Genomic DNA, 25,835 nt, shown 5'->3' with positions numbered 1-25,835 from the left:
GGTTATGCACGGGCCGTCTCCAGGCCCGACAAGGATGGCCCCGGTAGGATCGACAGGTCCACACAGGAGGAGAAACATGCGGATCACGGGACTCGGGCATGCCGGGATGTTCATCGAAACGGTCGGCGGGAACATCATCTGCGACCCCGTGCTCGGCCCGTCCTTCTACGGATCCTGGTTCCCGTTCCCCGACAACCGCGGCCTCGACTGGGAGCGTCTCGGACGCGAGGCCGACTTCCTCTACGTGTCGCACCGGCACCGCGACCACTTCGACCCGCGACTGCTCGAGCGCTACATCCGCAAGGACATCGAGGTTCTCCTGCCGGAGTACCCGACCGACGACCTGGAGAAGGATCTCCGTGCCCTCGGGTACGAGAACATCACCTACGCGCCGGCCGGTGAGATCATCGAGCGCGGTGCGCTCAAGATCATGATCACGCCGCTGCGCGCCCCCAGCGACGGCCCGATCGGCGACTCCTCGCTCAGCGTCGACGACGGCTCCGGTTCGGTGCTGAACCAGAACGACTCGCACCCGCTCGACCTCGAACGGCTCCTCACGTTCGGCAAGCCCGACGCCTACTTCACGCAGGTGTCCGGTGCGATCTGGTGGCCCATGGTCTACGACCTGCCGCTCGACGCCAAGCAGAACTTCGCCCGCCTCAAGCGCGAGGCGCAGAACAAGCGCGCGATGTACTACATCGAGAAGGTCGATGCCCCGCACGTCTTCCCGATGGCGGGCCCGCCGATGTTCCTCCGCGACGAGCTCTTCGACTTCAACGGCATCGGCCGCAACGGCGAGTCGATCTTCACGGATCAGAAGCAGTTCCTCGCGCACATGAACGAGCTCGCCCCGCAGTACGACGGGCACCTGTTCGTGCCGGGGACCGTGGTGGCCCTCGAGAACCGGGAGATCGCGTCGGTCGAGCAGACCCTCTACACCGAGGACGAGCTGCGTCACATCTTCGACGAGAAGTGGGACTACCTCGAGGAGCAGCGCGCCGCCCGGCAGCAGGAGCTCCGCGACGAGGAGGCCCGTCGCTCGCCGGTCCTTCCTCCGGAGGAGATGCTCGCCGCGATCAAGGAGTGGTGGGAACCGCTGCTCAAGAAGTCCCGCACCATCCGGCTCGGCGTGGGCGGCAACGTCCGCTTCCGCATCGGCGAGCTCGACATGGTGGTCGACTTCCCCAAGGCCAAGGTGCGCGAGTACGCGGGGGAGGAGTGCATCTACTGGTACACGATCCCCGCCGATCTGGTCTCCACCAACATCGCCGACCACGAGATCGACTGGTCGAACTCGATCTTCCTGTCCATGCAGTTCTCCGTCGGACGCAGCGGGAAGTTCAACGAGTTCCTCACGACCTTCCTCAAGTGCCTGTCCGTCGACCGGATCGAGTACGTCGAGAACTGGTACCAGGAGCAGACCGATCAGACCGAGGACGCCGAGGTCGGCGACTGGATCGTGCAGCGACGCTGCCCGCACCTGCGCGCCGACCTGACCCGCACCGGATCCGTCGACGATGAGGGCGTACTCACCTGCAGCATGCACGACTGGAAGTGGGATCTGAAGACGGGCCGCTGCCTGTCCACGAGCGGGCACCCGATCCGGGCCACGCAGATCGATCCGGTCACCGAGGCTGCGCTCAGCGAAGCGTCCTGACACGCGCAAGACACCACATCCTGCACGAGACGTCGCGTGTGACGTGGTGTTTCGTGCACGGTGTGGTGTCTCGCGCTCTGATCGTCTCCGCTAGACTGGACCCGTCTTCAGAAGCAACCTTTAACACCGTCCCGTGAGGCGGAGAAGGGAGCCGGCAGATGAGCGCACGTACCGTGCTGCAGGAAGCCGACATCAGGCGCGCCTTGACGCGCATCGCCCACGAGATCCTCGAATCCAACCGGGGAGCGGAGGATCTGATCCTCCTGGGCATCCCCACCCGCGGTGTTCCGCTCGCCGAGCGCCTCGCGCTGCTGATCACGGAGATCGCGCAGACCGCGGTCCCGGTCGGATCGCTCGACGTCACGCTCTTCCGCGACGACCTCGCGAAGCACCCGACGCGATCGCCGCACCGCACGCAGATCCCGGCCGGCGGCATCGACGGGAAGACCGTCGTCCTGGTCGACGACGTGCTCTTCTCCGGCCGCAGCATCCGCGCCGCCCTCGACGCGCTGCAGTCCGTCGGCCGCCCCGCCGTGGTGCGCCTCGCGATCCTCGTCGACCGCGGACACCGCGAGCTGCCGATCCGTCCCGACTTCGTCGGCAAGAACATCCCCTCCTCCCGCGCCGAGCGCGTCAACGTGCGCCTGCGCGAGGACGACGGCGAGGAATACGTCTCGATCGAGGGAGGCGACGAATGAGGCACTTGCTCGACACCAGGACGCTCGCGCGCGAGGATGCGATGCGCATCCTCGACATCGCCGAGGACATGGCGGACACGCAGTCCCGCGAGGTCAAGAAGCTGCCGACCCTCCGCGGCAAGACCGTGGTGAACCTCTTCTTCGAAGACTCCACCCGCACGCGCATCTCTTTCGAGGCCGCCGCCAAGCGGCTCTCCGCCGACGTGATCAACTTCGCCGCCAAGGGGTCCAGCGTCTCCAAGGGCGAGAGCCTCAAGGACACGGCCCAGACACTGGAGGCGATCGGCGCCGACGCCGTGGTCGTTCGGCACCCCGCGTCCGGCGCCCCGCGCACGCTCGCCACGAGCGGCTGGATCTCGGCCGGCGTCGTGAACGCGGGCGACGGCACGCACGAGCATCCCACCCAGGCTCTGCTCGACGCCTACACGATCCGCAAGCGCCGCTTCGGGACGGACAGCCGCGGCCGCGACCTCAGCGGAGTGCGCGTCGTGATCGTCGGAGACGTTCTCCACTCCCGCGTGGCGCGCTCCAACGTCTGGCTGCTCTCGACGCTCGGCGCGGAGGTCACGCTGGTCACCCCGCCGACGCTGATCCCTCAGGACGTCACGGCCTGGCCGGCACGCGTCCTGTACGACCTGGATGCGGCGCTGGTCGAGGAGCCGGACGCCGTGATGATGCTGCGGATCCAGCTCGAGCGCATGCATGCGGCCTTCTTCCCCTCCGAGCGCGAGTACACCCGCCGGTGGGGGCTGGACGCGGCGCGGCTGCGGCGGCTGCCCGACGATACGATCGTGATGCACCCCGGTCCGATGAACCGCGGACTGGAGATCTCCTCCGACGCCGCCGACTCCGCCCGCTCCACCGTGCTGGAGCAGGTCACGAACGGCGTGTCCGTGCGGATGGCGGCGCTGTATCTGCTGCTGGCGGGGGAGCGCCCCGAGCCGGACAGGACAGGGACGAGCGCTGCGACCGAGGAGTTCGAGATGAATCGAGGAGACCGATGACCGAGAGCCTGCTTTTCCGAGGCGCGAAGATCCTCGGCGCTGATTCCGCGGACATCCTCGTCCAGGACGGGCGGATCGCCGAGGTCGGATCCGGCCTCTCCGCCGCCGGCGCGCGCGTGATCGACGCCGAGGGCCTGGTCGCGCTGCCCGGCCTGGTCGACCTGCACACGCACCTGCGCGAGCCCGGCTACGAAGCCAGCGAGACCGTCCTGTCCGGAACCCGCGCGGCGGCCGCCGGCGGCTTCACCGCCGTGTTCGCCATGCCCAACACCTCGCCCGTCGCCGACTCGGCCGGCGTGGTGGAGCAGGAGCTCGCCCTCGGCGAGGCCGCCGGCTACGCCACGGTGCAGCCCATCGGCGCCGTCACTGTCGGGCAGAAGGGCGAGCGGCTCGCCGAGCTCGGCGCGATGGCCTCCTCGCGAGCGAACGTCCGCGTCTTCAGCGACGACGGCTTCTGCGTGTGGGATCCGCTCATCATGCGCCGGGCCCTCGAATATGTGAAGGCCTTCGACGGCGTGATCGCGCAGCACGCGCAGGATCCCCGGCTCACCGAGGGCGCCCAGCTGAACGAGGGGGCCGTCTCCGCGGAGCTCGGCCTCACCGGCTGGCCCGCGGTCGCCGAGGAGTCGATCATCGCGCGCGACATCCTGCTCGCCGAGCACGTCGGCTCCCGGCTGCACGTCTGCCATCTCTCCACGGCCGGCTCGGTCGAGCTCATCCGCTGGGCGAAGAAGCGCGGTGTCGCCGTGACCGCAGAGGTCACCCCGCACCACCTGCTGCTGACCGACGAGCTCGCCCGCGGCTATGACGCGCGATTCAAGGTCAACCCGCCGCTGCGCACCCAGGAGGACATGCTCGCGGTGCGCGAGGGCCTCGCCGACGGCACGATCGACATCGTCGCGACGGACCACGCCCCGCACCCCAGCGAGGCGAAGGCCTGCGAGTGGCAGGCCGCCGCCAACGGCATGGTGGGCCTCGAGTCCGCACTGCGCGTCGTGCACCAGGCGATGGTGCAGACCGGGCTGCTGGACTGGACCGACGTCGCGCGCGTGATGAGCTCCGCTCCCGCGCGGATCGGATCCCTGGCCGGTCACGGGACGCCGATCGCCGCCGGGCAGCCGGCGGAGTTCGCGCTCTACGACGCCGACGCGGTCGGCGTCTTCGCCGAATCGGACCTGCACGGGCAGAGCACGAACTCGCCGTATCTCGGCCGCGACCTTCCGGGCAAGGTCCTCTGGACGGTGCACCACGGGTACGTGACGCTCGAGGACGGCGTGCTGGCCGACCTCGGGGAGTCCCGGCGACCCGCGGGAGCACGCTCGTGAACCAGCAGATCGCCGGATCCGTCGTCCTCGCGGTCGCCCTGCTGCTGATCCTCGGCGGCGTGCTCGCGTGGCGCGCACGGTTGCGCCGGGACTCCGGCCTCACCGCGCCGATCGGCGTGCCGGAGCACGCGGAGGTGCAGGCCCGCTACGAGACCCTGTACGTCGCGACGACCAAGCACGACCACTCCCTCGAGCGCCTCGCCGTCCGCCCGCTCGTCTACCGCGCCCGCGGCGAGCTCACCATCACGGACCGCGGCGCGGCGCTCAGCCTCGACGGCTCGCCGACCGTGTTCCTCGCGTCGACGCGGCTGATCGAGGCGGATCGTGCCACCGTCACGATCGACCGGGTCGTCGAGCCGGGCGGCCTCATCCGCCTCGCCTGGCGCACGGACGAGGGCAGCGTCGTCGACAGCTATCTCCGCGTCACCGGCGACATCGGCAACACCGATGCCTCCGGCGCCGCGCTCACCGACCTCCAGCGACTCATCAGCTCGCAGCGCCCCGACGCTGCCTCCGCGACAGGAGAATCCGCATGACCCTTCCCCACGACTCCGCCGTGCTCGTCCTCGAGGACGGCACGCGCCACGTCGGGCGCGCCTACGGCGCCCACGGCACCACGCTGGGCGAGGTCGTCTTCGCGACCGGGATGTCCGGCTACCAGGAGACCCTCACCGATCCGTCCTACGCGGGCCAGATCGTGATGCAGACGGCGCCGCATATCGGCAACACCGGGATGAACGACGAGGACCCCGAGTCCCGACGCATCTGGGTCGCCGGGTACATCGTGCGCGACCCCTCGCGCGTCGTGTCGAACTGGCGTGCGAACGCCTCGCTCGACGACACCCTCGTGCGCGACGGCATCGTCGGCATCAGCGGCATCGACACCCGCGCCGTCACCCGCCACATCCGCTCGGCCGGATCCATGCGCGGCGGCATCTTCTCCGGTGCGGACGCCGCGCTGGACGCCGACGAGCAGCTGCGCCGCGTGACCGCCGCGCCGGAGATGGCCGGTCAGAACCTCTCCGCCGCGGTCTCCGTCGAATACGCGGAGATCACGCCGGCGACGGGGGAGCGGATCGGGAACCTCGCCGTGCTCGACCTCGGCGTCAAGCAGTCCACGCTCGACAACCTCGCCGCGCGCGGGTTCGACGTGCACGTGCTGCCGCAGTCCTCCACGTTCGCGGACATCGCGGCCATCGAGCCGGTCGCCGTGTTCTACTCGAACGGCCCCGGCGACCCCTCCGCGTCGGACGCGCAGGTCGCGGTGCTCCGCGAGGTGCTGGACGCGGGTCTGCCGTACTTCGGGATCTGCTTCGGCAATCAGCTGTTCGGCCGCGCCCTCGGGCTCGGTACCTACAAGCTCACGTTCGGGCACCGTGGCATCAACCAGCCGGTGCTGGACAAGGCCACCGGCCGGGTCGAGATCACCGCGCACAACCACGGCTTCGCGGTCGAGGCGCCCATCGAGGGATCCTTCGACAGCCCGCACGGCTACGGCAAGGTCGAGGTCAGCCACGTCGGCCTCAACGACCAGGTGGTCGAGGGACTCCGCGCCCTCGACATCCCGGCCTTCTCGGTGCAGTACCACCCCGAGGCCGCCGCCGGCCCGCACGACGCCAACTACCTCTTCGACAGGTTCGCAGAGCTGGTCCGCCAGGACCAGACCGACCGGTTGCTGAGCGAGGAGCGCAGCGACGAGACGAAGCACGCGACACCGACTTCCACGAAGGACAGCAAGTAATGCCCAAGCGCGACGACATCCACTCCGTCCTCGTCATCGGATCCGGCCCGATCGTCATCGGTCAGGCCTGCGAGTTCGACTACTCCGGCACCCAGGCCTGCCGCGTCCTGCGCGAGGAGGGCGTCCGCGTCATCCTCGTGAACTCGAACCCGGCCACGATCATGACCGACCCGGACTTCGCAGACGCGACGTACATCGAGCCGATCACCCCCGAGGTCATCGAGACCATCATCGCCAAGGAGAAGCCGGACGCGATCCTGCCCACCCTGGGCGGCCAGACGGCGCTGAACGCGGCCATGGCGCTGCACGAGCGCGGAATCCTGGAGAAGTACGGCGTCGAGCTCATCGGCGCGAAGGTCGACGCGATCCAGAAGGGCGAGGACCGCCAGATCTTCAAGCAGCTCGTGCTCGACGCGGGCGCCGACGTCGCCGCGTCGGTGATCTGCCACACGATGGACGAGCTGCTCGAAGGCGCCGAGAAGCTCGGCTACCCGCTGGTCGTGCGCCCCTCCTTCACGATGGGCGGACTCGGATCCGGTTTCGCCTACGACGAGAAGGACTTGCGCCGGATCGGCGGCGCAGGTCTGCACGACTCGCCCACGACCGAGGTGCTCCTGGAGGAGTCGATCCTCGGCTGGAAGGAGTACGAGCTCGAGCTCATGCGCGACACCGCCGACAACACGGTCGTGGTCTGCTCGATCGAGAACGTCGACCCGGTCGGCGTGCACACCGGCGACTCGATCACGGTCGCCCCGGCGCTCACGCTCACCGACCGCGAGTACCAGAACCTGCGCGACATCGGGATCGACATCATCCGCGCCGTCGGCGTGGACACCGGCGGCTGCAACATCCAGTTCGCGGTGAACCCCGAGAACGGCCGCGTCATCGTCATCGAGATGAACCCCCGCGTGTCCCGCTCCTCGGCGCTCGCATCGAAGGCGACCGGCTTCCCGATCGCCAAGCTCGCGGCCAAGCTCGCGCTCGGCTACCGCCTGGACGAGATCCCGAACGACATCACCGGCGTGACCCCGGCGAGCTTCGAGCCCACGCTCGACTACGTCGTCGTCAAGGCGCCGCGGTTCGCGTTCGAGAAGTTCCCTGCCGCCGACGCCACGCTCACCACGACCATGAAGTCGGTCGGCGAGGCCATGGCGATCGGGCGCAACTACACGACGGCGCTGCAGAAGGCGCTCCGTTCGCTGGAGAAGCGCGGATCCTCGTTCCACTGGGGCGCGGAGAGCCGCAGCGTGGAGGAGCTCCTGGAGATCTCGAAGACGCCGACCGACGGCCGGATCGTGGTGCTGCAGCAGGCGCTGCGCAAGGGCGCGACGATCGAGCAGGCGTTCGAGGCCACCGCGATCGACCCCTGGTTCATCGACCAGATGGTGCTGATCAACGAGGTCGCCGAGCAGATCCGCACGGCCCCGGAGCTCGACGCCGACACGATCCGGCTCGGCAAGGACCACGGCTTCTCCGACGCGCAGTTCGCAGAGCTCCGTGGCGTGAGCGAGGCCGAGGTGCGGGGCGTCCGGCACGGGCTCGGCATCCGTCCGGTCTACAAGACGGTCGACACCTGCGCGGGGGAGTTCCCCGCGCTCACGCCGTATCACTACTCCAGCTACGACAGCGAGACCGAGGTCACGCCGTCCGAGCGCACCAAGGTCGTCATCATCGGCTCCGGCCCGAACCGCATCGGCCAGGGCGTCGAGTTCGACTACTCGTGCGTGCACGCCTCCTTCGCGCTCTCGGACGCCGGTTTCGAGACCGTGATGGTCAACTGCAACCCGGAGACCGTGTCCACCGACTACGACACCTCCGACCGGCTCTACTTCGAGCCGCTCACGCTGGAGGACGTGCTCGAGGTGCTGCACGCGGAGGCGCAGAGCGGCACGATCCTCGGCGTCGTCTGCCAGCTCGGCGGACAGACCCCGCTGGGGCTCGCGAAGGGCATCGAGGCGGCCGGCTACACGGTGCTCGGCACGAGCCCGGAGGCCATCGATCTCGCCGAGGAGCGCGAACTGTTCTCGCGGCTGCTCGACGACGCCGGCCTCGTCGCCCCGCGCAACGGCACGGCGATCGACGTGGACGGCGCGGTCGCGGTGGCCGAGGAGATCGGCTACCCGGTGCTGGTGCGCCCGAGCTTCGTGCTCGGCGGGCGCGGCATGGAGATCGTCTACGACACCCCTGCGCTGCGCGACTACTTCGTGCGCACGGCGGGTGAGGTCATCATCGAGGAGGGCAAGCCCCTGCTGGTCGACCGCTTCCTCGACGACGCGATCGAGATCGACGTGGACGCGCTGTACGACGGCGACGAGCTCTACATCGGCGGCGTCATGGAGCACCTCGAGGAGGCCGGCATCCACTCCGGCGACTCGAGCTGCACCCTGCCGCCGGTCTCGCTCGGACGCACCGACATCGACCGGGTGCGCGAGGCGACGCTCGCGATCGCCGAGGGCGTGGGCGTGCGGGGCCTGCTCAACGTGCAGTTCGCGATCAGCGCCGGCGTGCTCTACGTCATCGAGGCGAACCCGCGTGCGAGCCGCACCGTGCCGTTCGTGTCGAAGGCGCTGGGCATCCCGCTCGCGAAGGCGGCGAGCCGCATCCTGTCGGGAACCACGATCGCCGCGCTCAAGGACGAGGGCCTGCTGCCCGAGAACGACGGATCGCGCGTGCCGCTGGGCTCGCCGGTCTCGGTCAAGGAGGCCGTGCTGCCGTTCAAGCGGTTCCGCACCGCCGACGGCCGCGTCGTCGACTCCGTGCTCGGCCCGGAGATGCGCTCGACCGGTGAGGTCATGGGCATCGACCGCGACTTCCCGACCGCGTTCGCGAAGAGCCAGGCCGCGGCCTACGGGGGGACGCCGACCTCCGGCACCGTGTTCATCTCCGTCGCCGACGCCGACAAGCGCGCCGTCATCCTGCCCGCGCACCGGCTGCACCAGCTCGGGTTCACGATCGTGGCGACCACGGGCACCGCGGAGATCCTCTCGCGCAACGGCATCCCGGTGACCGTCGTGGAGAAGTACAGCGAGACCCAGGCGAGCGGCGAGACGAACATCGTCGACCTGATCGACCAGGGCGCGATCGACATCATCGTGAACACGCCGTCCGGCGGCGCCGCACGCGCCGACGGCTACGAGATCCGCGCAGCCGCCGTCGCCGCGGACAAGGCGCTGTTCACCACGATCGCGACGCTCGGCGCCGCCGTGAGCGGGATGGACGCGGCCGACAAGGGCTTCGAGGTCCGCAGCCTCCAGGAGTACGCCCAGGACCGGCTGGCGCGCGCGTGACCGTGACGTCTTTCGGAGCGCGGCTGCGCCGGGCGCTCGACGCGCACGGTCCGCTGTGCGTGGGCATCGACCCGCACGAGGCACTGCTGGACGTCTGGGGCCTGCCCCAGACGGCCGACGGCGTGCGTGCGTTCGGGCTCACCACGGTCGAGGCCGCCGCAGGGCGCGTGGGCATGGTCAAGCCGCAGGTGTCGTTCTTCGAGCGCTTCGGATCCCGTGGCTTCGCCGCGCTGGAGGACGTGATGTCGGCGGCGCGCGCGGCGGGGCTCCTGGTCGTCGCCGACGCGAAGCGCGGCGACATCGGCACGACCATGGCCGGCTACGCGCAGGCGTGGCTCGAGCCGGGCGCGCCGCTCGAAGCCGATGCGCTCACGATCAGCCCCTACCTCGGTGGCGGGTCGCTCGCGGAGGCGATCACCCGCGCGCTTCCCGCGGGCAAGGGCGTGTTCGTGCTCGCCGCGACGAGCAACCCCGAGGGGGCGCCCGTGCAGCAGGCGCTCGTCCCCGCGGCGCTCGCCACGACGCAAGGGGAGACCACCGCGCTGCGCATCACCCGCGACGTCACGGCCTACGACGCGCTTGAAGGCGGACTCGGATCCGTCGGCCTGGTGATCGGCGCGACCATCGACCGGGCGGAGTTCGCGCTGGACGACGACACGCTGCGGACGGTGCCGCTGCTCGCCCCCGGATTCGGCGCACAGGGAGCGACGCCCGCGGATCTGCGTTCGAGATTCGGTACGCTGGCTGGTAACGTCCTGGCTTCCGAAAGCCGGAGCATCCTGTCCGCTGGTCCGGACCGGATCGCAGCGACGATCGAAGAGCGCGCCGCGCGCTACCAGGAGGTCATGGGTGGTTGAACCGGCAGGACGCGCAGTCCCCGAGGTCGATCGCGTCGCCGCTGCGCGCCGAGCGGTCGAGCGCCGCCGCGCGCGGGCGTCTCTGAAGCGCGATCTGACCATGCGAGTGATCGCTCCGCAGGATGTCCTGACCGCAGCCGCGGCCGACCCGCTATCGACGGCGGGAACGCTGCGCGTGCCGGACTTCCTCACCGCCCTGCCCGCGATCGGCGCAGGCAAGCGCGATCGCATCCTCGCCGAGCTGCAGATCTCACCGGTCAAGCGGCTCGGGGGCCTCGGATCCCGCCAGCAGCTGGCGCTGCGCCAGTGGGTCGACGCCCGGTTCCCGCAGCCCGCGCCCCGCGACGGACGCAGCAGGCTGCTCGTGCTGGCGGGGCCGACCGCGGTCGGCAAGGGCACGGTCGCGGCGCACATCCGCGAGAACCATCCCGAGATCCACCTGTCCGTCTCCGCGACCACGCGCGCGCCGCGTCCGGGGGAACAGGACGGCGTGCACTACTTCTTCGTCGACGACGCCGAGTTCGATCGCATGGTCGCGGCCGGCGAACTGCTCGAGCACGCGACCGTGCACAACCGGTTCCGCTACGGCACTCCGCGTAAGCCGATCGAGGCGGCGCTGGGCGAGGGCAAGACCGTGCTGCTGGAGATCGACCTGCAGGGCGCCAGGCAGGTGCGGGCCGCGGATCCGTCTGCGAACCTCGTGTTCCTGCTGCCCCCGTCCTGGGACGAGCTCGTGCAGAGACTGGTCGGCCGGGGCACCGAGGACGCGGAGGAACGTGCCAGGCGCCTGCGCACGGCGAAGGTCGAACTGGCCTCTCAGTCGGAGTTCGATCACCGGGTCGTGAACGAGGACGTCGCCACCGCCGCCCGAGAGGTCGTAGAATTGTCCTCGGCGTCTGCGCGCTGACCGCTCTCTCCGGTCCTGAACTCGTCCGGGGCCGGTGCGCACGCCCGAATTCTTCGCGACACGCGTCGCCGAACATCCCACCAACAGGAGGTCCACCATGGCCGGACACAACAACGGCATCATCGACCCGCCCATCGACAACCTGCTCGACCGCGTCGAGTCCAAGTACGAGCTCGTCATCTACGCGTCCAAGCGCGCGCGTCAGATCAACGACTACTACTCCGACCTGCACGAGGGCAACCTGTTCGACAACGTGGGCCCGCTGGTCGACTCCTCGGTCGAGGACAAGCCGCTGACCATCGCGCTGCACGAGATCAACGAGGACAAGCTCCGCATCCGCCACGCGGAGTGAGCCGACCCTCCGGAGCCGCCGTCATCCCGTCCGTGGATGTCGGCGGCTCCGTCCATACTGGGCTCGGGCGCACCGGCCCGCTGCCAGGGGCGCATCCCGCCCCATCCGACCGCCCTCCACACCAAGGAGCACCGATGAGCGCGTTGCGTCTGTTCACCTCCGAGTCCGTCACCGAGGGGCACCCCGACAAGATCTGCGACCAGATCTCCGACTCGATCCTGGACGGCCTGCTCTCGGTGGACACCGGCGCCCGCGTCGCTGTGGAGACGCTCGTGACGACCGGTCTCGTGCACGTCGCGGGGGAGATCCGCACCTCCGGCTACGTCGACATCCCGACGATCGTCCGCGACGTCGTCAACGGCATCGGCTACACCTCGAGCGACACCGGGTTCGACGGCTCTTCCTGTGGCGTGAGCGTGTCGGTGGGGGAGCAGTCGGCCGACATCGCGAGCGGTGTGGACCAGGCGCGCGAGCACCGCGAGGGCGGTTCCTCGGACCCCAGGGACCTCCTGGGCGCCGGCGACCAGGGCATCATGTTCGGCTTCGCCACGACCGAGACGCCGCAGCTCATGCCGATGGCGGCGTGGACCGCGCATCGCCTCGCGGAGCGCCTGACCGAGGTGCGCCGCGACGGCACGCTGCCGTTCCTGCGCCCCGACGGCAAGACCCAGGTGACCCTCGGCTACGACGGCTTCACCCCGAAGACGGTCGACGCGGTGGTGCTGTCCACCCAGCACAACCCGGAGATCTCGCAGGAAGAGCTCAAGGCGCTCGTCCGCGAGCACGTGATCGATCCCGTGCTCGCCACGACGGGGCTCGACCTCGACGGCGTCACGCACTACATCAACCCCGCCGGCCCGTTCGTGACCGGCGGACCGAAGGGCGATGCGGGCCTCACCGGTCGCAAGATCATCATCGACACCTACGGCGGAGCCGCACGGCACGGCGGCGGGGCCTTCAGCGGGAAGGACCCGTCCAAGGTCGACCGCTCCGGCGCCTACGCGATGCGCTGGGTCGCCAAGAACGCGGTCGCGGCGGGACTCGCCGACCGGCTCGAGGTGCAGGTCGCCTACGCGATCGGCGTCGCGCAGCCCGTGGGACTGTACGTGGAGACGTTCGGCACCGGCAAGGTCGACGACGAGACGATCACCCGCGCCATCCGCTCGGTCTTCGACCTGCGCCCGCAGGCGATCATCGAGGAGCTGGATCTGCTGCGACCGATCTACGCCGCTACCGCGGCCTACGGGCACTTCGGCCGTGAGCTGCCGACGTTCACCTGGGAGCAGACGACGCGCGCCGACGACCTGCGCCGCGCCGCCGGCCTCTGATCGACCCCGCTCACCCGCAAGCTCCGCTCGTGCCACGGCCGATCGCCCGCGTACTGCTGGACTCGCCGGTCCCGCAGCTGGATCGGCTGTTCGACTACGCCATCCCGTCGGAGCTGATCGATGACGCGCTGCGGGGGGTGCGGGTGCGGGTGCCGCTGCGCTCGGCCGGACGACTCATCGACGCCTACCTGGTCGAGCTCGACACCGAGGACGACGACGCCAGGACCCTCGCCGAGGTGGACGCCGTGGTGTCGCGCGCACGGGTTCTGCCGGAGCAGCTCTGCACGCTCGCCCGGCGCGTGGCGGATCGCGCCGCGGGCAGCGCCTCGGACGTGCTCCGGCTGATCGTGCCCAAGCGCCAGGTGCGCGTGGAGAAGGCATGGCTCGCGGCAGGCGGCGGACGAACCGACACGGCCGTCGCCGAGCCGGACGCGGCGGACACGACAGACGTGGCGGAAGACGCGACGCAGGCTCCGGCGGGCGGCGTCGCCTCGTCGACCGACGCGGTGCTCCCGGCCGACGTGGTGCTCCCGGCCGTCTCGGAGACGATCGCCCAGTACGAGGGCCTCGCCGAGGCGCTCGCGGATTCCGCGCGGGCGGCCGTGGAGGCGATCCCGCGACTGCACCAGGACGGCCTGCCGGAGTGGACCCGGCTGCTGGCGGCCGCGGCCGCGCGCACGATCGCCGACGGCGCTTCGGCGATCCTGGTCGTGCCGGACTACCGCGACCTCGACCTGCTCCTCGCCGCGCTCGAGATGCTCGCGCCGGAAGCCCCGATCGCACGGCTGGACACCCGCCAGAGCAACCCCGACCGCTACCGCGCGTACCTCCGCACTCTCGAGGACGCGCCCTGCATCGTCGTCGGCAACCGCTCCGCCGCGTACGCTCCCGTGCGGGCGGGGCTGGTGGCGCTCTGGGACGACGGCGACAGCCTGCTCGCCGAGCCACTCGCGCCCGGCGTGCATGCGCGCGACGTGGCCCTGCTGCGGCAGGAGCAGGAAGGATCGGCGCTGCTGTTCGCCGGTCACACCCGCACGACGGATGTCGAGCGCCTGGTCGAGACCGGATGGATCCGCGCGATCACGGCCGCCCGACGCCGGCTGCCGCGGGTCGTGCTGGACACCACAGAGGATCTGGACCGCCGCGGTCAGCGCCTTCCGTCCCGGGCCTTCCTGACGGCGCGGGAGGCCGCGGCGACCGGCCCCGTGCTGCTGCAGGTGGCTCGGCCGGGCTTCTCGCCGACCCTGGTGTGCGCGTCCTGCCGCGCCCCCGCGCGCTGCACGTCCTGCGGAGGACCGCTCGGCGCCGCGCACCGCGGGGCGACGCCGGTGTGCGCCTGGTGCGGGCGCGGCGCCCGGCTGTGGGCGTGCGGCTCCTGCGGCGGGGAGACCGTGCGCCTGGCCGCCTCGGGCAGCGAGCGGACGGCGGAGGAGCTGGGGCGAGCGTTCCCCGGCATCAGGGTGATCGTCGCCGACGGCAACCATCCGATCGAGCGCATCGACGCGAAGCCGGCGCTGGTCGTCGCGACGCGAGGGGCCGAACCGCTGGCCGAGGGCGGCTATCGCGCGGTCGTGCTGCTCGACGGCTCCCGCATGCTGCAGGCGCCCGAGCTGCGGATCGGCGAGTCCTGCCTGCGCTGGTGGTCGAACGCCGCGGCCCTGGCCGCCCCCGGAGCGCCGGTGCATCTCGTCGGCGTCGACGGTGCCGTCGCCCGCGCCCTGGCCACCTGGTCCCAGGCGTCGTACGCCCGTGCGGAGCTCGCCGAACGCGCGCCGCTGCGCATGCCGCCGTCCGTGCGGGTCGCGCAGCTCGAGGGCACGGGGACAGGAGTCCGCCGCGCCCTCGACGACATCGCCGCACTCCAGCTTCCGCCGGACGCCGTGCTCGGACCCGTGCCGATCGAGGGCGACGACGACGGCCGGGAACGCGCACTCGTGCGGTTCCTGTACGCGGACGGCGCGCGCGTGGCCGCGACGCTCCGCGCCGCCGTGGTGGCCGAGGCCATGGGACGCCGTCGGGTGCGCGGCAAAACCCCACGGACTACGCTCTCGGTGAGGCTCGACGTCACAGAACCCGACCTCTGAACCCCCCAGAGCCATCTCGAACCACCTTGAATCACCCTGTTCGTCACGAACATTCCGCAGCACCTTCGAAGGACCTTCATGCGTCTCGTCTTCGCCGGAACCCCGGCGGCCGCCGTGCCCACCCTCCGTCGCCTCGCCGGCGAGCACGAGATCGTCGCCGTCGTGACGCGCCCCGACGCGCCGCTCGGGCGCAAGCGGATCCTCACGCCGTCACCGGTCGCCCAGGAGGCCGAGGCGCTCGGGATCCCGGTGATCAAGGCCGCGCGACTGGACGAGGAGGCCACGGGGCGGATCACGGCGCTGCGCCCCGAGCTCGGCGTGATCGTCGCCTACGGCGGTCTCGTGCGCGAACCGCTGCTGAGCGCGCCGGAGCACGGCTGGATCAACCTGCACTTCTCGCTGCTGCCCGCCTGGCGGGGCGCGGCCCCGGTGCAGCGGGCGCTCATCGCGGGCGATGCGGAGCTGGGCGCCACCGTGTTCCAGCTCGTGCCCGCGCTCGACGCGGGGGACGTGCACGGGATGCGGGTGTATCCGGTCGCGGAAGACGCGACTGCCGACGACGCGCTCGCCTCGCTCGCCGTCGACGGTGCTCAGCTCACGGCGGAGGCTGTCGCCGCGATCGCGGATGGCACGGCCAGGCCGGTACCCCAGCAGGGCGACGCGACGCACGCGGCGAAGCTCGGCCTCGACGACGGGCGGTTGGATTGGACCGCGTCCGCGGATGCCGTGTTCGCCCGCTATCGCGGAGTCACGAGCGAGCCGGGCGCGCACACCGCGATCGACGGCGCGGCGCTCAAGGTGCGCGAGCTCGCGCGCGCCGAGGACGCGGATCCGCTTCCGCCGGGCGTGCTGCGCGGTATCAAGGGCGGCGTGCTCGTGGGCACCGGCACCGTGCCGCTGCTCCTCGTGCGGGTGCAGCCGGCGGGGAAGCCCGCGATGGCGGCCGCCGATTGGTTCCGCGGCCTGCGGGTCGCCGACGGCGCGACCGTGCGGCTCGACGCCGCGGCGTCGTCGAGCGAGAGGAACGAGGCACGATGAGCCTGGAGGGACGGCAGAGCCGTGACGATCGCCGGGGTCCTCAGCGGCGCTCGGACGGCCAGGGCAGACCGCGCGGGCAGAGCGCCGGAGGAACGGGGCACCGCCCGCCGTCGCGGGATGCGCGTCCCCGTGACGTGCAGCCGGCGCGCCGCGTCGCCTACGACGTGATCCGCGCCGTCGGCACCTCCGACGCCTACGCGAACCTGCTGCTCCCCGGCGCCATCAGGGAGGCGGGGCTCACCGGTGCGGACGCGGCCCTCGCCACCGAGCTCGCCTACGGGACGCTGCGCCGTCTCGGCACCTACGACGCGATCATCGCGCAGGCGGCCGACCGGGACATCGCCGACATCGATCCGCCGGTGCGGGACGCCCTCCGTCTCGGCACGCATCAGATCCTCGCGACCCGGGTGGCGACGCACGCCGCGGTCAACGAGTCGGTCAACCTCGTCGCGCTGCATGCGGGCCGCGGCGCCTCCGGTTTCGCGAACGCGGTGCTCCGCAAGGTCGCCGCGCGGACGGAGGAGGAGTGGCTCGACGCCGTCGCCGCCGCGGCGCGTTCGGACGACGAGCGCCTCGGTCTCCGTTTCGCGCACCCGGTGTGGATCATCCGCGCTCTGCGTCGCGCCCTTGCGGCCGAGGGGCGGGAGCAGGAGCTCGAGGAGCTGCTCGCCGCCGACAACGTCGCTCCGGAGGTCACGCTCGTCGCCCTTCCGGGGCTCGCCGAGCCGCAGGAGCCCCGGCGGCCGTATGCACCGACGGCGTTCGGATCCGAAGGGGGAGACCCCGGAGCGGTCGTCGCCGCGCACAAGGGCCGCGTGCGCGTGCAGGACGAGGGTTCGCAGCTCGTTGCGCTCGCGCTCGTCGGGGCGCAGCCGGTCGCGGCGGGGGAGCGCTGGCTGGATCTCTGCGCCGGCCCCGGTGGCAAGACGGCTCTGCTCGCCGCGGAGGCCCTGCGCAGCGGAGCGGCACTCGACGCGAACGAGGTGGTGCCGGCCAGGGCGGGGCTCGTCCGCAAGGCCGTCGCCTCGGTGCCGTTGCACGTGGACGTCGCCGAGGAGGACGGCCGTGTGCTCGCCGTCGACCGGCCCGAGGCGTACGACCGGATCCTGCTCGACGCGCCCTGCACCGGACTCGGTGCGCTCCGGCGCCGTCCAGAGGCGCGCTGGCGCAAGACCGCGGCCGACGTCCCGGAACTCGCTGCGCTTCAGGAGGACCTGCTGTCGGCAGCGCTCGGCGCGCTCAAGCCCGGAGGCGTCCTCGCGTACGTCACGTGCTCGCCGCACCTCGCCGAGACCGCGGCGGTGGTGCAGACCGTCCTCCGCGGCAGGGACGACGTGCAGGAGCTCGACGCCCGCGAGGTCGTCCGCGCCGTGTCGCAGCATCCCATCGACCTGCCGGAGCCGTCGAGCGGATCCGGTCACGCCCAGCTCTGGCCGCACCGCCACGGCACCGACGCGATGTTCCTCTCGCTGCTCCGCAAGCACCCATAAGAAGCCAGGCGACTCTGCCCTCCCTGCTTTCGAGTCGTCCCCGTCAGCGGAGCCTATGGCGTGCGCTGACGGGGACGACCCGGAAGTAGCGAAGGGGAGACCGGGGCGTCGGTGCCGGGATAATGGGCGCATGCCCGCATCCCGTGCCGAACTGCCCGCAGCCCCCCGGATCAACCCCTCGATCCTCGCCGCCGACTTCGTGAACATGCAGGCGGATCTCGCCCGCATCGCGACCGCCGACTTCGCGCACGTCGACGTGATGGACAACCACTTCGTGCCCAACCTCACATTCGGGCCGCAGATGGTCGAGCGCATCCAGGCGACGAGCCCGATCCCGCTCGACGTGCACCTCATGATCACGGATCCGGACCGCTGGGCGCCCGGATACGCCGAACTGGGCGCGGCGAGCGTCACCTTCCACCTCGAGGCGGCGACCGATCCGGTCGCCCTTGCGCGCCGCCTCCGCAGCATCGGCGCCAGGGCCGGCGTCGCGATCAAGCCCGGCACGGCGGCGGAGCCGCTCTACGACATCATCGGCGAGTTCGATCAGATCCTGGTGATGACGGTCGAGCCCGGCTTCGGCGGACAGGGCTTCATGCCCGAGACGATGCCGAAGCTCCGCGCACTCGCGGACGAGGCGAAGCGCCGCGGATCCGACGTATGGCTGCAGGTCGACGGCGGGATCTCCGATGCCACGATCGCCCAGGCGGCCGCCGCGGGCGCCGACACGTTCGTCGCCGGATCGGCCGTCTACGGCTCCCAGGACATCGAAGCGGCCGTCACGCGGCTCCGGGGCCTCGCGCGAGCCGGTAGCCTGGGAGGGTGAAGACCTTCGACGAACTGTTCGCCGAGCTGAGCCGCAAAGCGGCCGAGCGCCCGGAGGGATCCGGGACGGTGCGCGAGCTCGACGCGGGAGTGCACACGATCGGCAAGAAGATCGTGGAGGAGGCGGCCGAGGTGTGGATGGCCGCCGAGTACGAGAGCGACGAGGCCGCGGCCGAGGAGATCTCCCAGCTGCTGTACCACCTCCAGGTGCTGATGCTGGCCAAGGGACTGACCCTGGAGAACGTCTACCGACATCTGTGAAGCGCCCCCGACCAGGATCGCTTCGAACGAAAGACCTTCCCATGCTGCGCATTGCCGTCCCGAACAAGGGATCGCTGTCCGAGACCGCCGCCGAGATGCTCGCCGAAGCCGGTTACGCCGGCCGCCGCGACACCAAGACCCTGCACGTGATCGACGCGGACAACGACGTCGAGTTCTTCTTCCTCCGCCCCCGTGACATCGCCACCTACGTCGCCTCCGGCGCGCTGGACGTCGGCATCACGGGTCGCGACCTGCTGCGCGACGTGCGGCGCCCGGACGCGCGCGAGATCGAGCAGCTCGGCTTCGCGCGCTCGACATTCCGCTTCGCCGCCCCTCCCGGGCGGTTCAAGACCCTCGAAGACCTCAACGGGGTGCGGGTGGCATCCGCCTACCCCGGTCTCGTCGACGACTACCTGCGCGAGCACGGTGTCGAGGCGGAGCTCGTGCCGTTGGACGGCGCGGTCGAGTCCGCGGTGCGCCTGGGCGTGGCCGACGCGATCGCCGACGTCGTGGAGACCGGCACGACGCTCCGTCAGGCCGGTCTGGAGATCTTCGGACCGGTCATCATCGAGTCAGAGGCCGTGCTGATCAGCCGTCCCGGCGACGCCGACGGCACCGAGAAGCTGCTGCGACGGCTGCGCGGAGTCATGGTCGCGCATCGCTTCGTGCTCCTGGACTACGACCTGCCCGCCGACCTCGTCGAGCAGGCGGCCGCGATCGCCCCGGGACGCGAGTCCCCGACCGTCTCCCCGCTGCGGGATCCGGCCTGGGTCGCCGTCCGGGTGATGATCCCGCGCCGCGGCATGAACCAGGTCATGGACCAGCTCTACGCGCTCGGGGCGCGGGCGATCCTCGTGACCGCGATCCACGCCGCGAGGCTCTGATGTCGCTCACCGCGCGCGTCATCCCTTGTCTCGACGTGGCCGCCGGCCGGGTCGTCAAGGGAGTGAACTTCGAGAACCTGCGCGACATGGGCGACCCGGTCGAGCTCGCGCGGCATTACGCCGCGCAGGGCGCCGACGAGATCACCTTCCTGGACGTGACCGCGACGGTGGACGAGCGTGCCACGACCTACGACGTGGTGCGCCGCACCGCCGAGGAGGTCTTCGTGCCGCTCACGGTCGGCGGAGGGGTGCGCTCGGTCGACGACGTCGCCCGTCTGCAGGGCGTCGGCGCCGACAAGGTCGGCGTGAACTCCGCGGCGATCGCGCGGCCCGACCTCATCGGGGAGATCGCCGACCGCTTCGGCGCCCAGGTGCTCGTGCTCTCGCTCGACATCAAGCGCAGCGCGCGCACCGCCTCCGGGTTCGCTGTGACCACTCACGGCGGTCGCACCGAGACCGACCTCGACGCCCTGGACTGGGCCCGCGAGGCCATCGAGCGCGGCGCGGGCGAGCTGCTGGTGAACTCGATCGACGCCGACGGCACCAAGGACGGCTTCGACCTGGAACTCGTGCGCCTGATGCGCGAGGTCTCCAGCGTGCCCGTGATCGCCTCGGGCGGTGCGGGGAAGGCGGAGGACTTCGCCCCGGCCATCGCCGCCGGCGCGGACGCCGTGCTCGCCGCGAGCGTGTTCCATTCCGGCCAGCTCACGGTCGGCGACGTCAAGGCGGCCCTGAGCGCCGCAGGAGTGACCGTGCGGCACAGTGCGCTGAGCGAGCGGAGCGACACCGAATGACCGACGACCGCATCGAGGCCGAACTGCGCCTCGTCACCTGGAACGAGCAGGGCCTGGTCCCCGTCGTCGTGCAGCAGTGGGACACCCTCGAGGTGCTCATGATGGCCTGGGCCGATGAGGAGGCGCTGCGCCGCACCCTGACCACGGGCCGCGCCACCTACTGGTCCCGCTCCCGGCAGCAGTACTGGCGCAAGGGCGACACATCGGGCCACGTGCAGCACGTCCGCGGCGCACGCCTCGACTGCGACGGAGACACCGTGCTCCTGCTCGTCGACCAGATCGGCGTGGCCTGCCACACCGGCACGCGCACCTGCTTCGACGGGACGGATCTCGATCCCGTCGTCACCGCGGCGCAGGGCGGTTCCGCCGCGGACGATGCCGGTCAGGCGACTCAGTGATGCTCACGCGTCGTGCGAAGTCGACGAGCCTCCTGCTGATCCTGCTCGCGGGCGGGATCGGCATCCTCTCCTCGACGCAGACCTGGCTCACGGTCGGGCGCGCGGACGGGGGAGAGGCGCTCGAGGTCGCCGGCAACGCGGCCCTGCCCGTGCTCGCCCCGCTGAGCCTGACCGCACTGGCGCTCTGCGCGGCGATCGCGCTGGTCGGGCCGGTGATGCGGCGCGTTTTCGCCGCGATCGCCGTCGTGGTCGGCGCCCTCATGCTCGTGCTGACGGCGCGGATCCTCCTGCAGCACCCCCTCGACGCGGTGAGCCCGGCGCTGACCAAGGCCACCGGTCTCGCCGGGGACACTGCGCTGTCCGCCATCATCGATGGCATCGCCGTGACTGCCTGGCCCTGGGCGGCGCTCGTCGGCTGGATCCTGCTCGTGCTCGGCGGGGCGCTCGCGCTGATCACCGCGGGCCGATGGCGCAGCGGCGGGCGGCGCTACCGCACCGAGCCCGTGCCGCACGAGGGACCGGTCGACGCCGTGGAGAGCTGGGACGACCTCAGTCGCGGCACGGACCCCACGCGCTGACGCCCGCCCCGAAGGCGCCCCGTGCCGTCCGGCGTCCTCGCCGCCAGGCGCGATCCCGATAGACTTGAACCCACCACCCGACGCTCGGAGGAGAACATGAGCAACCCCATCGCAGATCCCGGCCACGGACACTCGCCTGCGGCTTGGACCGCCGTGGTGATCATGCTGCTCGGCTTCACGGTCGGCACGACCGCGTTCTTCCTCGATGTCCCGGTCGTGGTGTGGGTGGGCGTCGCGCTGATCGTCATCGGCGCGATCTCCGGCTGGGTGCTCTCCAAGGCCGGCTACGGCGCGAAGGGCCCGAAGTACCAGCCGAAGGCGCACTAATGGTGCTCGCCGACCTCACGGCCGGCGCAGTCGAGGACGCGGCCCGTCGTGAGCGGGAGCGTCCGCTCACGATCGTGGAGCGCGCCGCCCTGGATCGCGCCCCCGCACTCGATGCACGCGCCGCGCTGGCGCCGGCCGACCGCGTGAGGATCATCGCCGAGGTGAAGCGGGCCAGCCCGTCGCGCGGCGCCCTCGCCGAGATCCCGGATCCGGCGCTGCAGGCGTCCCTGTATCAGCAGGGGGGAGCATCGGCGATCAGCGTCCTCACGGAGGAGCGCCGCTTCGGCGGCACCCTGGCCGACCTCGAGGCCGTCACCGCCGCCGTGCAGGTGCCCGTGCTCCGCAAGGACTTCATCGCCACGCCCTACCAGGTGTTCGAGGCACGCGCCGCGGGTGCATCCCTCGCGCTGCTCATCGTGGCGGGCCTGGACCGCGCGAACCTGGAGCGGCTGTACGCCCTCATCCTCGAGCTGGGCATGACCCCGCTCGTCGAGACGCACTCCGCCGAGGAGCTCGAGGTCGCGATCGACCTGGGTGCGCACCTCATCGGCGTGAACGCCCGTGATCTGACGACGCTCGAGCTGGACAGGGACCTGTTCGGCCGGCTGGCGGAGCGGATCCCCCCGACGTCCGTGAAGATCGCGGAGTCCGCCGTGCTCACACCCGCCGATGTCGCGCACTACCGCGCGGCCGGCGCCGACGCCGTGCTCATCGGTGAGGCCCTCGTCACCGGCGACCCTGTCGCCACCCTGCATTCCTTCCTGGAGGCCGGATCGTACGGCGCATCGAGCGACCCGAAGGAGACGAAGTGACCCAGAGTCTGCGCGATCAGCCGGGGCCGTTCTTCGGCGATTTCGGCGGACGTTTCATGCCCGAATCGCTCATCGCGGCGATCGACGAGCTGACCGAGGCGTACCACGAGGCGATCGCCGACCCGGCGTTCCAGTCCGAGCTCGCGACGCTGCTGCACTCCTACGCGGGCCGCCCGTCGCCGATCACAGAGGTGCCGCGCTTCGCCGAGCACGCCGGCGGCGCGCGGATCTTCCTCAAGCGCGAGGACCTCAACCACACCGGCTCGCACAAGATCAACAACGTGCTGGGCCAGGCGCTGCTGACCAAGCGGCTGGGCAAGACCCGCGTGATCGCCGAGACCGGAGCCGGTCAGCACGGCGTCGCGACGGCGACAGCGGCGGCGCTGTTCGGCCTGGACTGCACGATCTACATGGGCGAGGTCGACACCGAGCGCCAGGCGCTCAACGTCGCCCGCATGCGCCTGCTCGGCGCGGAGGTCGTGCCCGTCACCACGGGCTCGCGCACCCTCAAGGACGCGATCAACGACGCCTACCGAGACTGGGTCGCGTCGGTCGAGACCACCAACTACATCTTCGGCACGGCGGCGGGTCCGCACCCGTTCCCCGCCATGGTGCGCGACTTCCAGAAGATCATCAGCGAGGAGGCGCGCCAGCAGCTGCTCGACGAGGCAGGCCGCCTGCCGGACGCGGTGCTCGCGTGCGTCGGCGGCGGATCCAACGCGATCGGCATGTTCGACGCGTTCCTCGACGACGAGGCCGTGCGCCTGTACGGCGTGGAGGCGGCCGGCGACGGCGTCGACACGCCCAAGCACGCCGCGTCGATCGAACGCGGCCGTCCCGGCGTGCTCCACGGCGCCCGCACCTACGTGCTGCAGGACGAGGACGGGCAGACGATCGAGTCGCACTCGATCTCGGCCGGGCTCGACTATCCCGGTGTGGGCCCGGAGCACTCCTGGCTCGCCGCGATCGGCCGCGCCGAGTACATCCCGGCGACCGACGACGAAGCCATGCAGGCCCTGCGCCTGCTGAGCCGCACGGAGGGCATCATCCCCGCGATCGAGTCCGCGCACGCCCTCGCCGGCGCCATCCGGATCGGCAAGGAGTTCGGCCCCGACGCGATCCTCGCGGTCTGCCTCTCCGGACGCGGCGACAAGGACATGGACACCGCCGCCCGCTACTTCGGGCTGTACGACGACGGTGCCGCAGAGAACGGAGCCGGCGCATGAGTCGCGTCGAAGAGGCCATCCAGCGCGCGCACGACGCGGGACGCGGCGCCTTCATCGGCTACCTCCCGGTCGGCTACCCGGATCTGCAGACCAGCATCGATGCGGCGATCGCGCTCGCGCGCAACGGCGTCGACATCATCGAGCTCGGCCCGCCCTACAGCGACCCCGTCATGGACGGTGCGATCATCCAGGAGGCCACGCAGACCGCGCTCGCGAACGGCTTCCGGATGCGCGACCTCTTCACCGCGGTCAAAGCCATCACGGACGCGGTGGACGCTCCCGTCGTCGTCATGACCTACTGGAACCCCGTGCTGCAGTACGGCGTCGACCGCTATGCCGACGACCTGCTCGCCGCGGGCGGCGCAGGACTCATCACCCCGGACATCACGCCGGAGGCGGCGCCCGAGTGGATCGACGCGAGCCGGCGCACGGGGCTGGACCGCGTCTTCCTGGCCGCGCCCACCTCGACCGACGCTCGACTCGACCTGGTCGCATCGAGCTCGACCGGCTTCGTGTACACGGTCTCGACCATGGGCATCACGGGAGAGCGTGCCGAACTGGACAAAGCGGCCCGCACGCTCGTCGCCCGGCTCCGCGAGCACGGCGCCGGCCGCGCCTGCGTCGGCATCGGCATCTCCACGGCCGATCAGATCGCGGGCGTGCTGGAGTACGCCGACGGTGCGATCGTCGGCACGGCTCTCGTGCGCGCGCTCAGGGACGGGGGAGTGGAGCGGCTCGCCGAGGTGACCCGCGAACTCGCCACGGGCACCGCGCTCGCACGGTGACGGCGTCCTGACGACGTAGACTCGTGACCATGCCCTTCGCGCTCCAGAACGCCCTCATCGGCGTGCACGCCAGCATCCCGAGCCCGCCGGTCAGCTTCTTCACGCTGAACATCTTCGGGTGGACGCTGCAGATCCACTTCTACGCGCTGTGCATCATCGCCGGCATCATCGCGGCCACGCTGCTCACCAACCACCGCCTCAGCAAGCGCGGTGCGGAGCGCTGGGTCGTCGTGGACATCTGCATCATTGCCGTTCCGCTGGCGATCATCGGAGCGCGCATCTTCCACGTGCTCACGCACCCCGGCTTCTACTTCGGACCGGGGAAGAACACCTGGAACCCCTTCGAGCCCGGCTCGGTCTGGGCGATCTGGGAGGGCGGCATCGCCATCTTCGGCGCCCTCATCGGAGGCGCGATCGGAGCCTGGCTCGGCTGCAAATGGACCGGAGTGCGCTTCTCCGCCTTCGCCGACGCGCTCGCCCCCGGCCTCATCCTGGCGCAGGCCTTCGGCCGCTTCGGCAACTGGTTCAACCACGAGCTGTTCGGCCTCCCCACCGACCTTCCGTGGGGTCTCGAGATCGAGCCCACGAACGCGGCATTCCCGGCCGGCCTCGCCCCGGGGACGCTGTTCCATCCGACGTTCCTGTACGAAGTCATCTGGAACACCCTCGGCTGCCTCTTCCTGCTCTGGCTCGGCCACAAGCTGCGCCTGCAGTGGGGCAGGCTGTTCGCCGTCTACCTGATCTGGTACGGCGCGGGCCGCATCGTCTGGGAGTCGATTCGCATCGACCCCAGCGAGATCTACTTCGGTCTGCGCACGAACGTGTGGGCGGCGCTGTTCGGCGTGGTGCTCGGCATCGTGATCCTCTTCGTCCAGGCCCGCCGTCACCCGGGGTACGAGCCCTCGCCGTACCAGCCGGGTCGGGAGCCGAGCGACGCTGGGGTAGAATCGCAAAACCCCGATGATTTCGTCGACCTGAGCGCACCTCAGTCCGGCGAGAATCGCGCGGAGGCGGACGCCACGAGCGCCGTCTCCCGCCCCTGAGAACGGCGCCGACAGGAGCCTCGCTGCGGTGGACGCACGTCCACCGGGAATCACGCACTGAACGAGCGGGCCGATGATGTCCCCGGGTTCATCAGAAATCTGAGGACGGTGACTGGTGTACTTCCAGCCTCCCT

Annotated in this window: 25 protein-coding genes; all 25 read left to right on the top strand. The window is 71.0% G+C overall.

Going from position 1 to position 25,835, the window contains the following annotated elements:
- Positions 1–76 precede the first annotated feature (76 nt).
- The 25 genes from ACFC1J_RS02810 (at position 77) to lgt (ending at position 25,701) form a co-directional block, all read left to right on the top strand.
- A complete protein-coding gene (locus ACFC1J_RS02810; protein WP_375902259.1) occupies positions 77–1,657 on the top strand; it encodes a Rieske 2Fe-2S domain-containing protein in 1,581 nt (526 codons plus the stop codon).
- 158 nt (positions 1,658–1,815) lie between these two features.
- On the top strand, positions 1,816–2,355 hold the full coding sequence (gene pyrR, locus ACFC1J_RS02805; protein ID WP_375902257.1) for a bifunctional pyr operon transcriptional regulator/uracil phosphoribosyltransferase PyrR: 540 nt from the start codon (positions 1,816–1,818) through the stop codon (positions 2,353–2,355).
- Positions 2,352–3,359: an aspartate carbamoyltransferase catalytic subunit gene (locus tag ACFC1J_RS02800; RefSeq protein ID WP_375902255.1), complete on the top strand. Its 1,008-nt coding sequence runs from the start codon at positions 2,352–2,354 to the stop codon at positions 3,357–3,359. The genes pyrR and ACFC1J_RS02800 overlap by 4 nt, the downstream gene beginning before the upstream one ends.
- Positions 3,356–4,684, top strand: coding sequence for a dihydroorotase (locus ACFC1J_RS02795; protein WP_375902253.1), 1,329 nt, complete (start codon positions 3,356–3,358; stop codon positions 4,682–4,684). The genes ACFC1J_RS02800 and ACFC1J_RS02795 overlap by 4 nt, the downstream gene beginning before the upstream one ends.
- On the top strand, positions 4,681–5,220 hold the full coding sequence (locus ACFC1J_RS02790) for a hypothetical protein (RefSeq protein ID WP_375902251.1): 540 nt from the start codon (positions 4,681–4,683) through the stop codon (positions 5,218–5,220). The genes ACFC1J_RS02795 and ACFC1J_RS02790 overlap by 4 nt, the downstream gene beginning before the upstream one ends.
- On the top strand, positions 5,217–6,425 hold the full coding sequence (carA, locus tag ACFC1J_RS02785; protein WP_375902249.1) for a glutamine-hydrolyzing carbamoyl-phosphate synthase small subunit: 1,209 nt from the start codon (positions 5,217–5,219) through the stop codon (positions 6,423–6,425). The genes ACFC1J_RS02790 and carA overlap by 4 nt, the downstream gene beginning before the upstream one ends.
- Complete coding sequence (gene carB, locus ACFC1J_RS02780; protein ID WP_375902248.1) at positions 6,425–9,712, top strand: carbamoyl-phosphate synthase large subunit; 3,288 nt, start codon at positions 6,425–6,427, stop codon at positions 9,710–9,712. The genes carA and carB overlap by 1 nt, the downstream gene beginning before the upstream one ends.
- A gap of 2 nt (positions 9,713–9,714) precedes the next feature.
- Positions 9,715–10,569, top strand: coding sequence for an orotidine-5'-phosphate decarboxylase (pyrF, locus tag ACFC1J_RS02775; protein WP_375902734.1), 855 nt, complete (start codon positions 9,715–9,717; stop codon positions 10,567–10,569).
- A complete protein-coding gene (gmk, locus tag ACFC1J_RS02770) occupies positions 10,562–11,476 on the top strand; it encodes a guanylate kinase (protein WP_375902246.1) in 915 nt (304 codons plus the stop codon). Before pyrF ends, gmk begins: the two co-directional genes overlap by 8 nt.
- 97 nt (positions 11,477–11,573) lie before the next feature.
- A complete protein-coding gene (gene rpoZ, locus ACFC1J_RS02765; protein WP_045273081.1) occupies positions 11,574–11,828 on the top strand; it encodes a DNA-directed RNA polymerase subunit omega in 255 nt (84 codons plus the stop codon).
- Positions 11,829–11,962: 134 nt separating this feature from the next.
- The gene (gene metK / locus ACFC1J_RS02760) at positions 11,963–13,156 is read left to right on the top strand and encodes a methionine adenosyltransferase (RefSeq protein ID WP_375902244.1); all 1,194 of its coding nucleotides are present in this window, start codon (positions 11,963–11,965) and stop codon (positions 13,154–13,156) included.
- 29 nt (positions 13,157–13,185) lie between these two features.
- Positions 13,186–15,240 carry a primosomal protein N' gene (locus tag ACFC1J_RS02755; RefSeq protein WP_375902242.1) on the top strand — a complete coding sequence of 685 codons (2,055 nt, stop codon included), beginning with the start codon at positions 13,186–13,188 and terminating at the stop codon, positions 15,238–15,240.
- A gap of 78 nt (positions 15,241–15,318) precedes the next feature.
- On the top strand, positions 15,319–16,278 hold the full coding sequence (gene fmt, locus ACFC1J_RS02750; protein WP_375902240.1) for a methionyl-tRNA formyltransferase: 960 nt from the start codon (positions 15,319–15,321) through the stop codon (positions 16,276–16,278).
- Complete coding sequence (locus ACFC1J_RS02745; RefSeq protein ID WP_375902239.1) at positions 16,275–17,768, top strand: RsmB/NOP family class I SAM-dependent RNA methyltransferase; 1,494 nt, start codon at positions 16,275–16,277, stop codon at positions 17,766–17,768. The genes fmt and ACFC1J_RS02745 overlap by 4 nt, the downstream gene beginning before the upstream one ends.
- A gap of 130 nt (positions 17,769–17,898) precedes the next feature.
- On the top strand, positions 17,899–18,594 hold the full coding sequence (gene rpe, locus ACFC1J_RS02740; protein ID WP_375902237.1) for a ribulose-phosphate 3-epimerase: 696 nt from the start codon (positions 17,899–17,901) through the stop codon (positions 18,592–18,594).
- A complete protein-coding gene (locus tag ACFC1J_RS02735) occupies positions 18,591–18,854 on the top strand; it encodes a phosphoribosyl-ATP diphosphatase (protein WP_045252002.1) in 264 nt (87 codons plus the stop codon). The genes rpe and ACFC1J_RS02735 overlap by 4 nt, the downstream gene beginning before the upstream one ends.
- Before the next feature lie 41 nt (positions 18,855–18,895).
- Entirely contained in the window at positions 18,896–19,738 is an 843-nt protein-coding gene (gene hisG, locus ACFC1J_RS02730) for an ATP phosphoribosyltransferase (RefSeq protein WP_105687734.1), read from the top strand.
- The gene (hisF, locus tag ACFC1J_RS02725; protein WP_375902234.1) at positions 19,738–20,532 is read left to right on the top strand and encodes an imidazole glycerol phosphate synthase subunit HisF; all 795 of its coding nucleotides are present in this window, start codon (positions 19,738–19,740) and stop codon (positions 20,530–20,532) included. Before hisG ends, hisF begins: the two co-directional genes overlap by 1 nt.
- Positions 20,529–20,930 (top strand): phosphoribosyl-AMP cyclohydrolase, encoded by a 402-nt coding sequence (gene hisI, locus ACFC1J_RS02720; protein WP_375902232.1) that lies wholly within the window; start codon positions 20,529–20,531, stop codon positions 20,928–20,930. Before hisF ends, hisI begins: the two co-directional genes overlap by 4 nt.
- Complete coding sequence (locus tag ACFC1J_RS02715; RefSeq protein ID WP_375902230.1) at positions 20,930–21,508, top strand: Trp biosynthesis-associated membrane protein; 579 nt, start codon at positions 20,930–20,932, stop codon at positions 21,506–21,508. The genes hisI and ACFC1J_RS02715 overlap by 1 nt, the downstream gene beginning before the upstream one ends.
- A 96-nt stretch (positions 21,509–21,604) precedes the next feature.
- The gene (locus ACFC1J_RS02710) at positions 21,605–21,835 is read left to right on the top strand and encodes a DUF6704 family protein (RefSeq protein WP_375902228.1); all 231 of its coding nucleotides are present in this window, start codon (positions 21,605–21,607) and stop codon (positions 21,833–21,835) included.
- Positions 21,836–21,837: 2 nt separating this feature from the next.
- A complete protein-coding gene (gene trpC / locus ACFC1J_RS02705) occupies positions 21,838–22,647 on the top strand; it encodes an indole-3-glycerol phosphate synthase TrpC (RefSeq protein ID WP_375902731.1) in 810 nt (269 codons plus the stop codon).
- A complete protein-coding gene (gene trpB, locus ACFC1J_RS02700; RefSeq protein WP_375902227.1) occupies positions 22,644–23,873 on the top strand; it encodes a tryptophan synthase subunit beta in 1,230 nt (409 codons plus the stop codon). Before trpC ends, trpB begins: the two co-directional genes overlap by 4 nt.
- Positions 23,870–24,658 carry a tryptophan synthase subunit alpha gene (gene trpA / locus ACFC1J_RS02695; protein ID WP_375902225.1) on the top strand — a complete coding sequence of 263 codons (789 nt, stop codon included), beginning with the start codon at positions 23,870–23,872 and terminating at the stop codon, positions 24,656–24,658. Before trpB ends, trpA begins: the two co-directional genes overlap by 4 nt.
- Positions 24,659–24,687: 29 nt before the next feature.
- A complete protein-coding gene (lgt, locus tag ACFC1J_RS02690) occupies positions 24,688–25,701 on the top strand; it encodes a prolipoprotein diacylglyceryl transferase (protein ID WP_375902223.1) in 1,014 nt (337 codons plus the stop codon).
- The last annotated feature ends 134 nt before the right edge of the window (positions 25,702–25,835 follow it).

Origin of the sequence: Microbacterium sp. NPDC056052, assembly GCF_042266785.1 — a bacterium.
Taxonomy (GTDB): domain Bacteria; phylum Actinomycetota; class Actinomycetes; order Actinomycetales; family Microbacteriaceae; genus Microbacterium.
The sequence above is the reverse complement of the archived record's forward strand: the minus strand, read 5'-3'. Positions and strand labels throughout refer to the sequence as shown.

Coding starts and splice junctions, on each gene's coding strand:
- ACFC1J_RS02810 (WP_375902259.1), top strand. CDS start 77: ATGCGGATCACGGGACTCGGGCATGCCGGGATGTTCATCGAAACGGTC.
- pyrR (WP_375902257.1), top strand. CDS start 1,816: ATGAGCGCACGTACCGTGCTGCAGGAAGCCGACATCAGGCGCGCCTTG.
- ACFC1J_RS02800 (WP_375902255.1), top strand. CDS start 2,352: ATGAGGCACTTGCTCGACACCAGGACGCTCGCGCGCGAGGATGCGATG.
- ACFC1J_RS02795 (WP_375902253.1), top strand. CDS start 3,356: ATGACCGAGAGCCTGCTTTTCCGAGGCGCGAAGATCCTCGGCGCTGAT.
- carA (WP_375902249.1), top strand. CDS start 5,217: ATGACCCTTCCCCACGACTCCGCCGTGCTCGTCCTCGAGGACGGCACG.
- carB (WP_375902248.1), top strand. CDS start 6,425: ATGCCCAAGCGCGACGACATCCACTCCGTCCTCGTCATCGGATCCGGC.
- rpoZ (WP_045273081.1), top strand. CDS start 11,574: ATGGCCGGACACAACAACGGCATCATCGACCCGCCCATCGACAACCTG.
- metK (WP_375902244.1), top strand. CDS start 11,963: ATGAGCGCGTTGCGTCTGTTCACCTCCGAGTCCGTCACCGAGGGGCAC.
- fmt (WP_375902240.1), top strand. CDS start 15,319: ATGCGTCTCGTCTTCGCCGGAACCCCGGCGGCCGCCGTGCCCACCCTC.
- ACFC1J_RS02745 (WP_375902239.1), top strand. CDS start 16,275: ATGAGCCTGGAGGGACGGCAGAGCCGTGACGATCGCCGGGGTCCTCAG.
- rpe (WP_375902237.1), top strand. CDS start 17,899: ATGCCCGCATCCCGTGCCGAACTGCCCGCAGCCCCCCGGATCAACCCC.
- hisG (WP_105687734.1), top strand. CDS start 18,896: ATGCTGCGCATTGCCGTCCCGAACAAGGGATCGCTGTCCGAGACCGCC.
- hisF (WP_375902234.1), top strand. CDS start 19,738: ATGTCGCTCACCGCGCGCGTCATCCCTTGTCTCGACGTGGCCGCCGGC.
- hisI (WP_375902232.1), top strand. CDS start 20,529: ATGACCGACGACCGCATCGAGGCCGAACTGCGCCTCGTCACCTGGAAC.
- ACFC1J_RS02715 (WP_375902230.1), top strand. CDS start 20,930: ATGCTCACGCGTCGTGCGAAGTCGACGAGCCTCCTGCTGATCCTGCTC.
- ACFC1J_RS02710 (WP_375902228.1), top strand. CDS start 21,605: ATGAGCAACCCCATCGCAGATCCCGGCCACGGACACTCGCCTGCGGCT.
- trpA (WP_375902225.1), top strand. CDS start 23,870: ATGAGTCGCGTCGAAGAGGCCATCCAGCGCGCGCACGACGCGGGACGC.
- lgt (WP_375902223.1), top strand. CDS start 24,688: ATGCCCTTCGCGCTCCAGAACGCCCTCATCGGCGTGCACGCCAGCATC.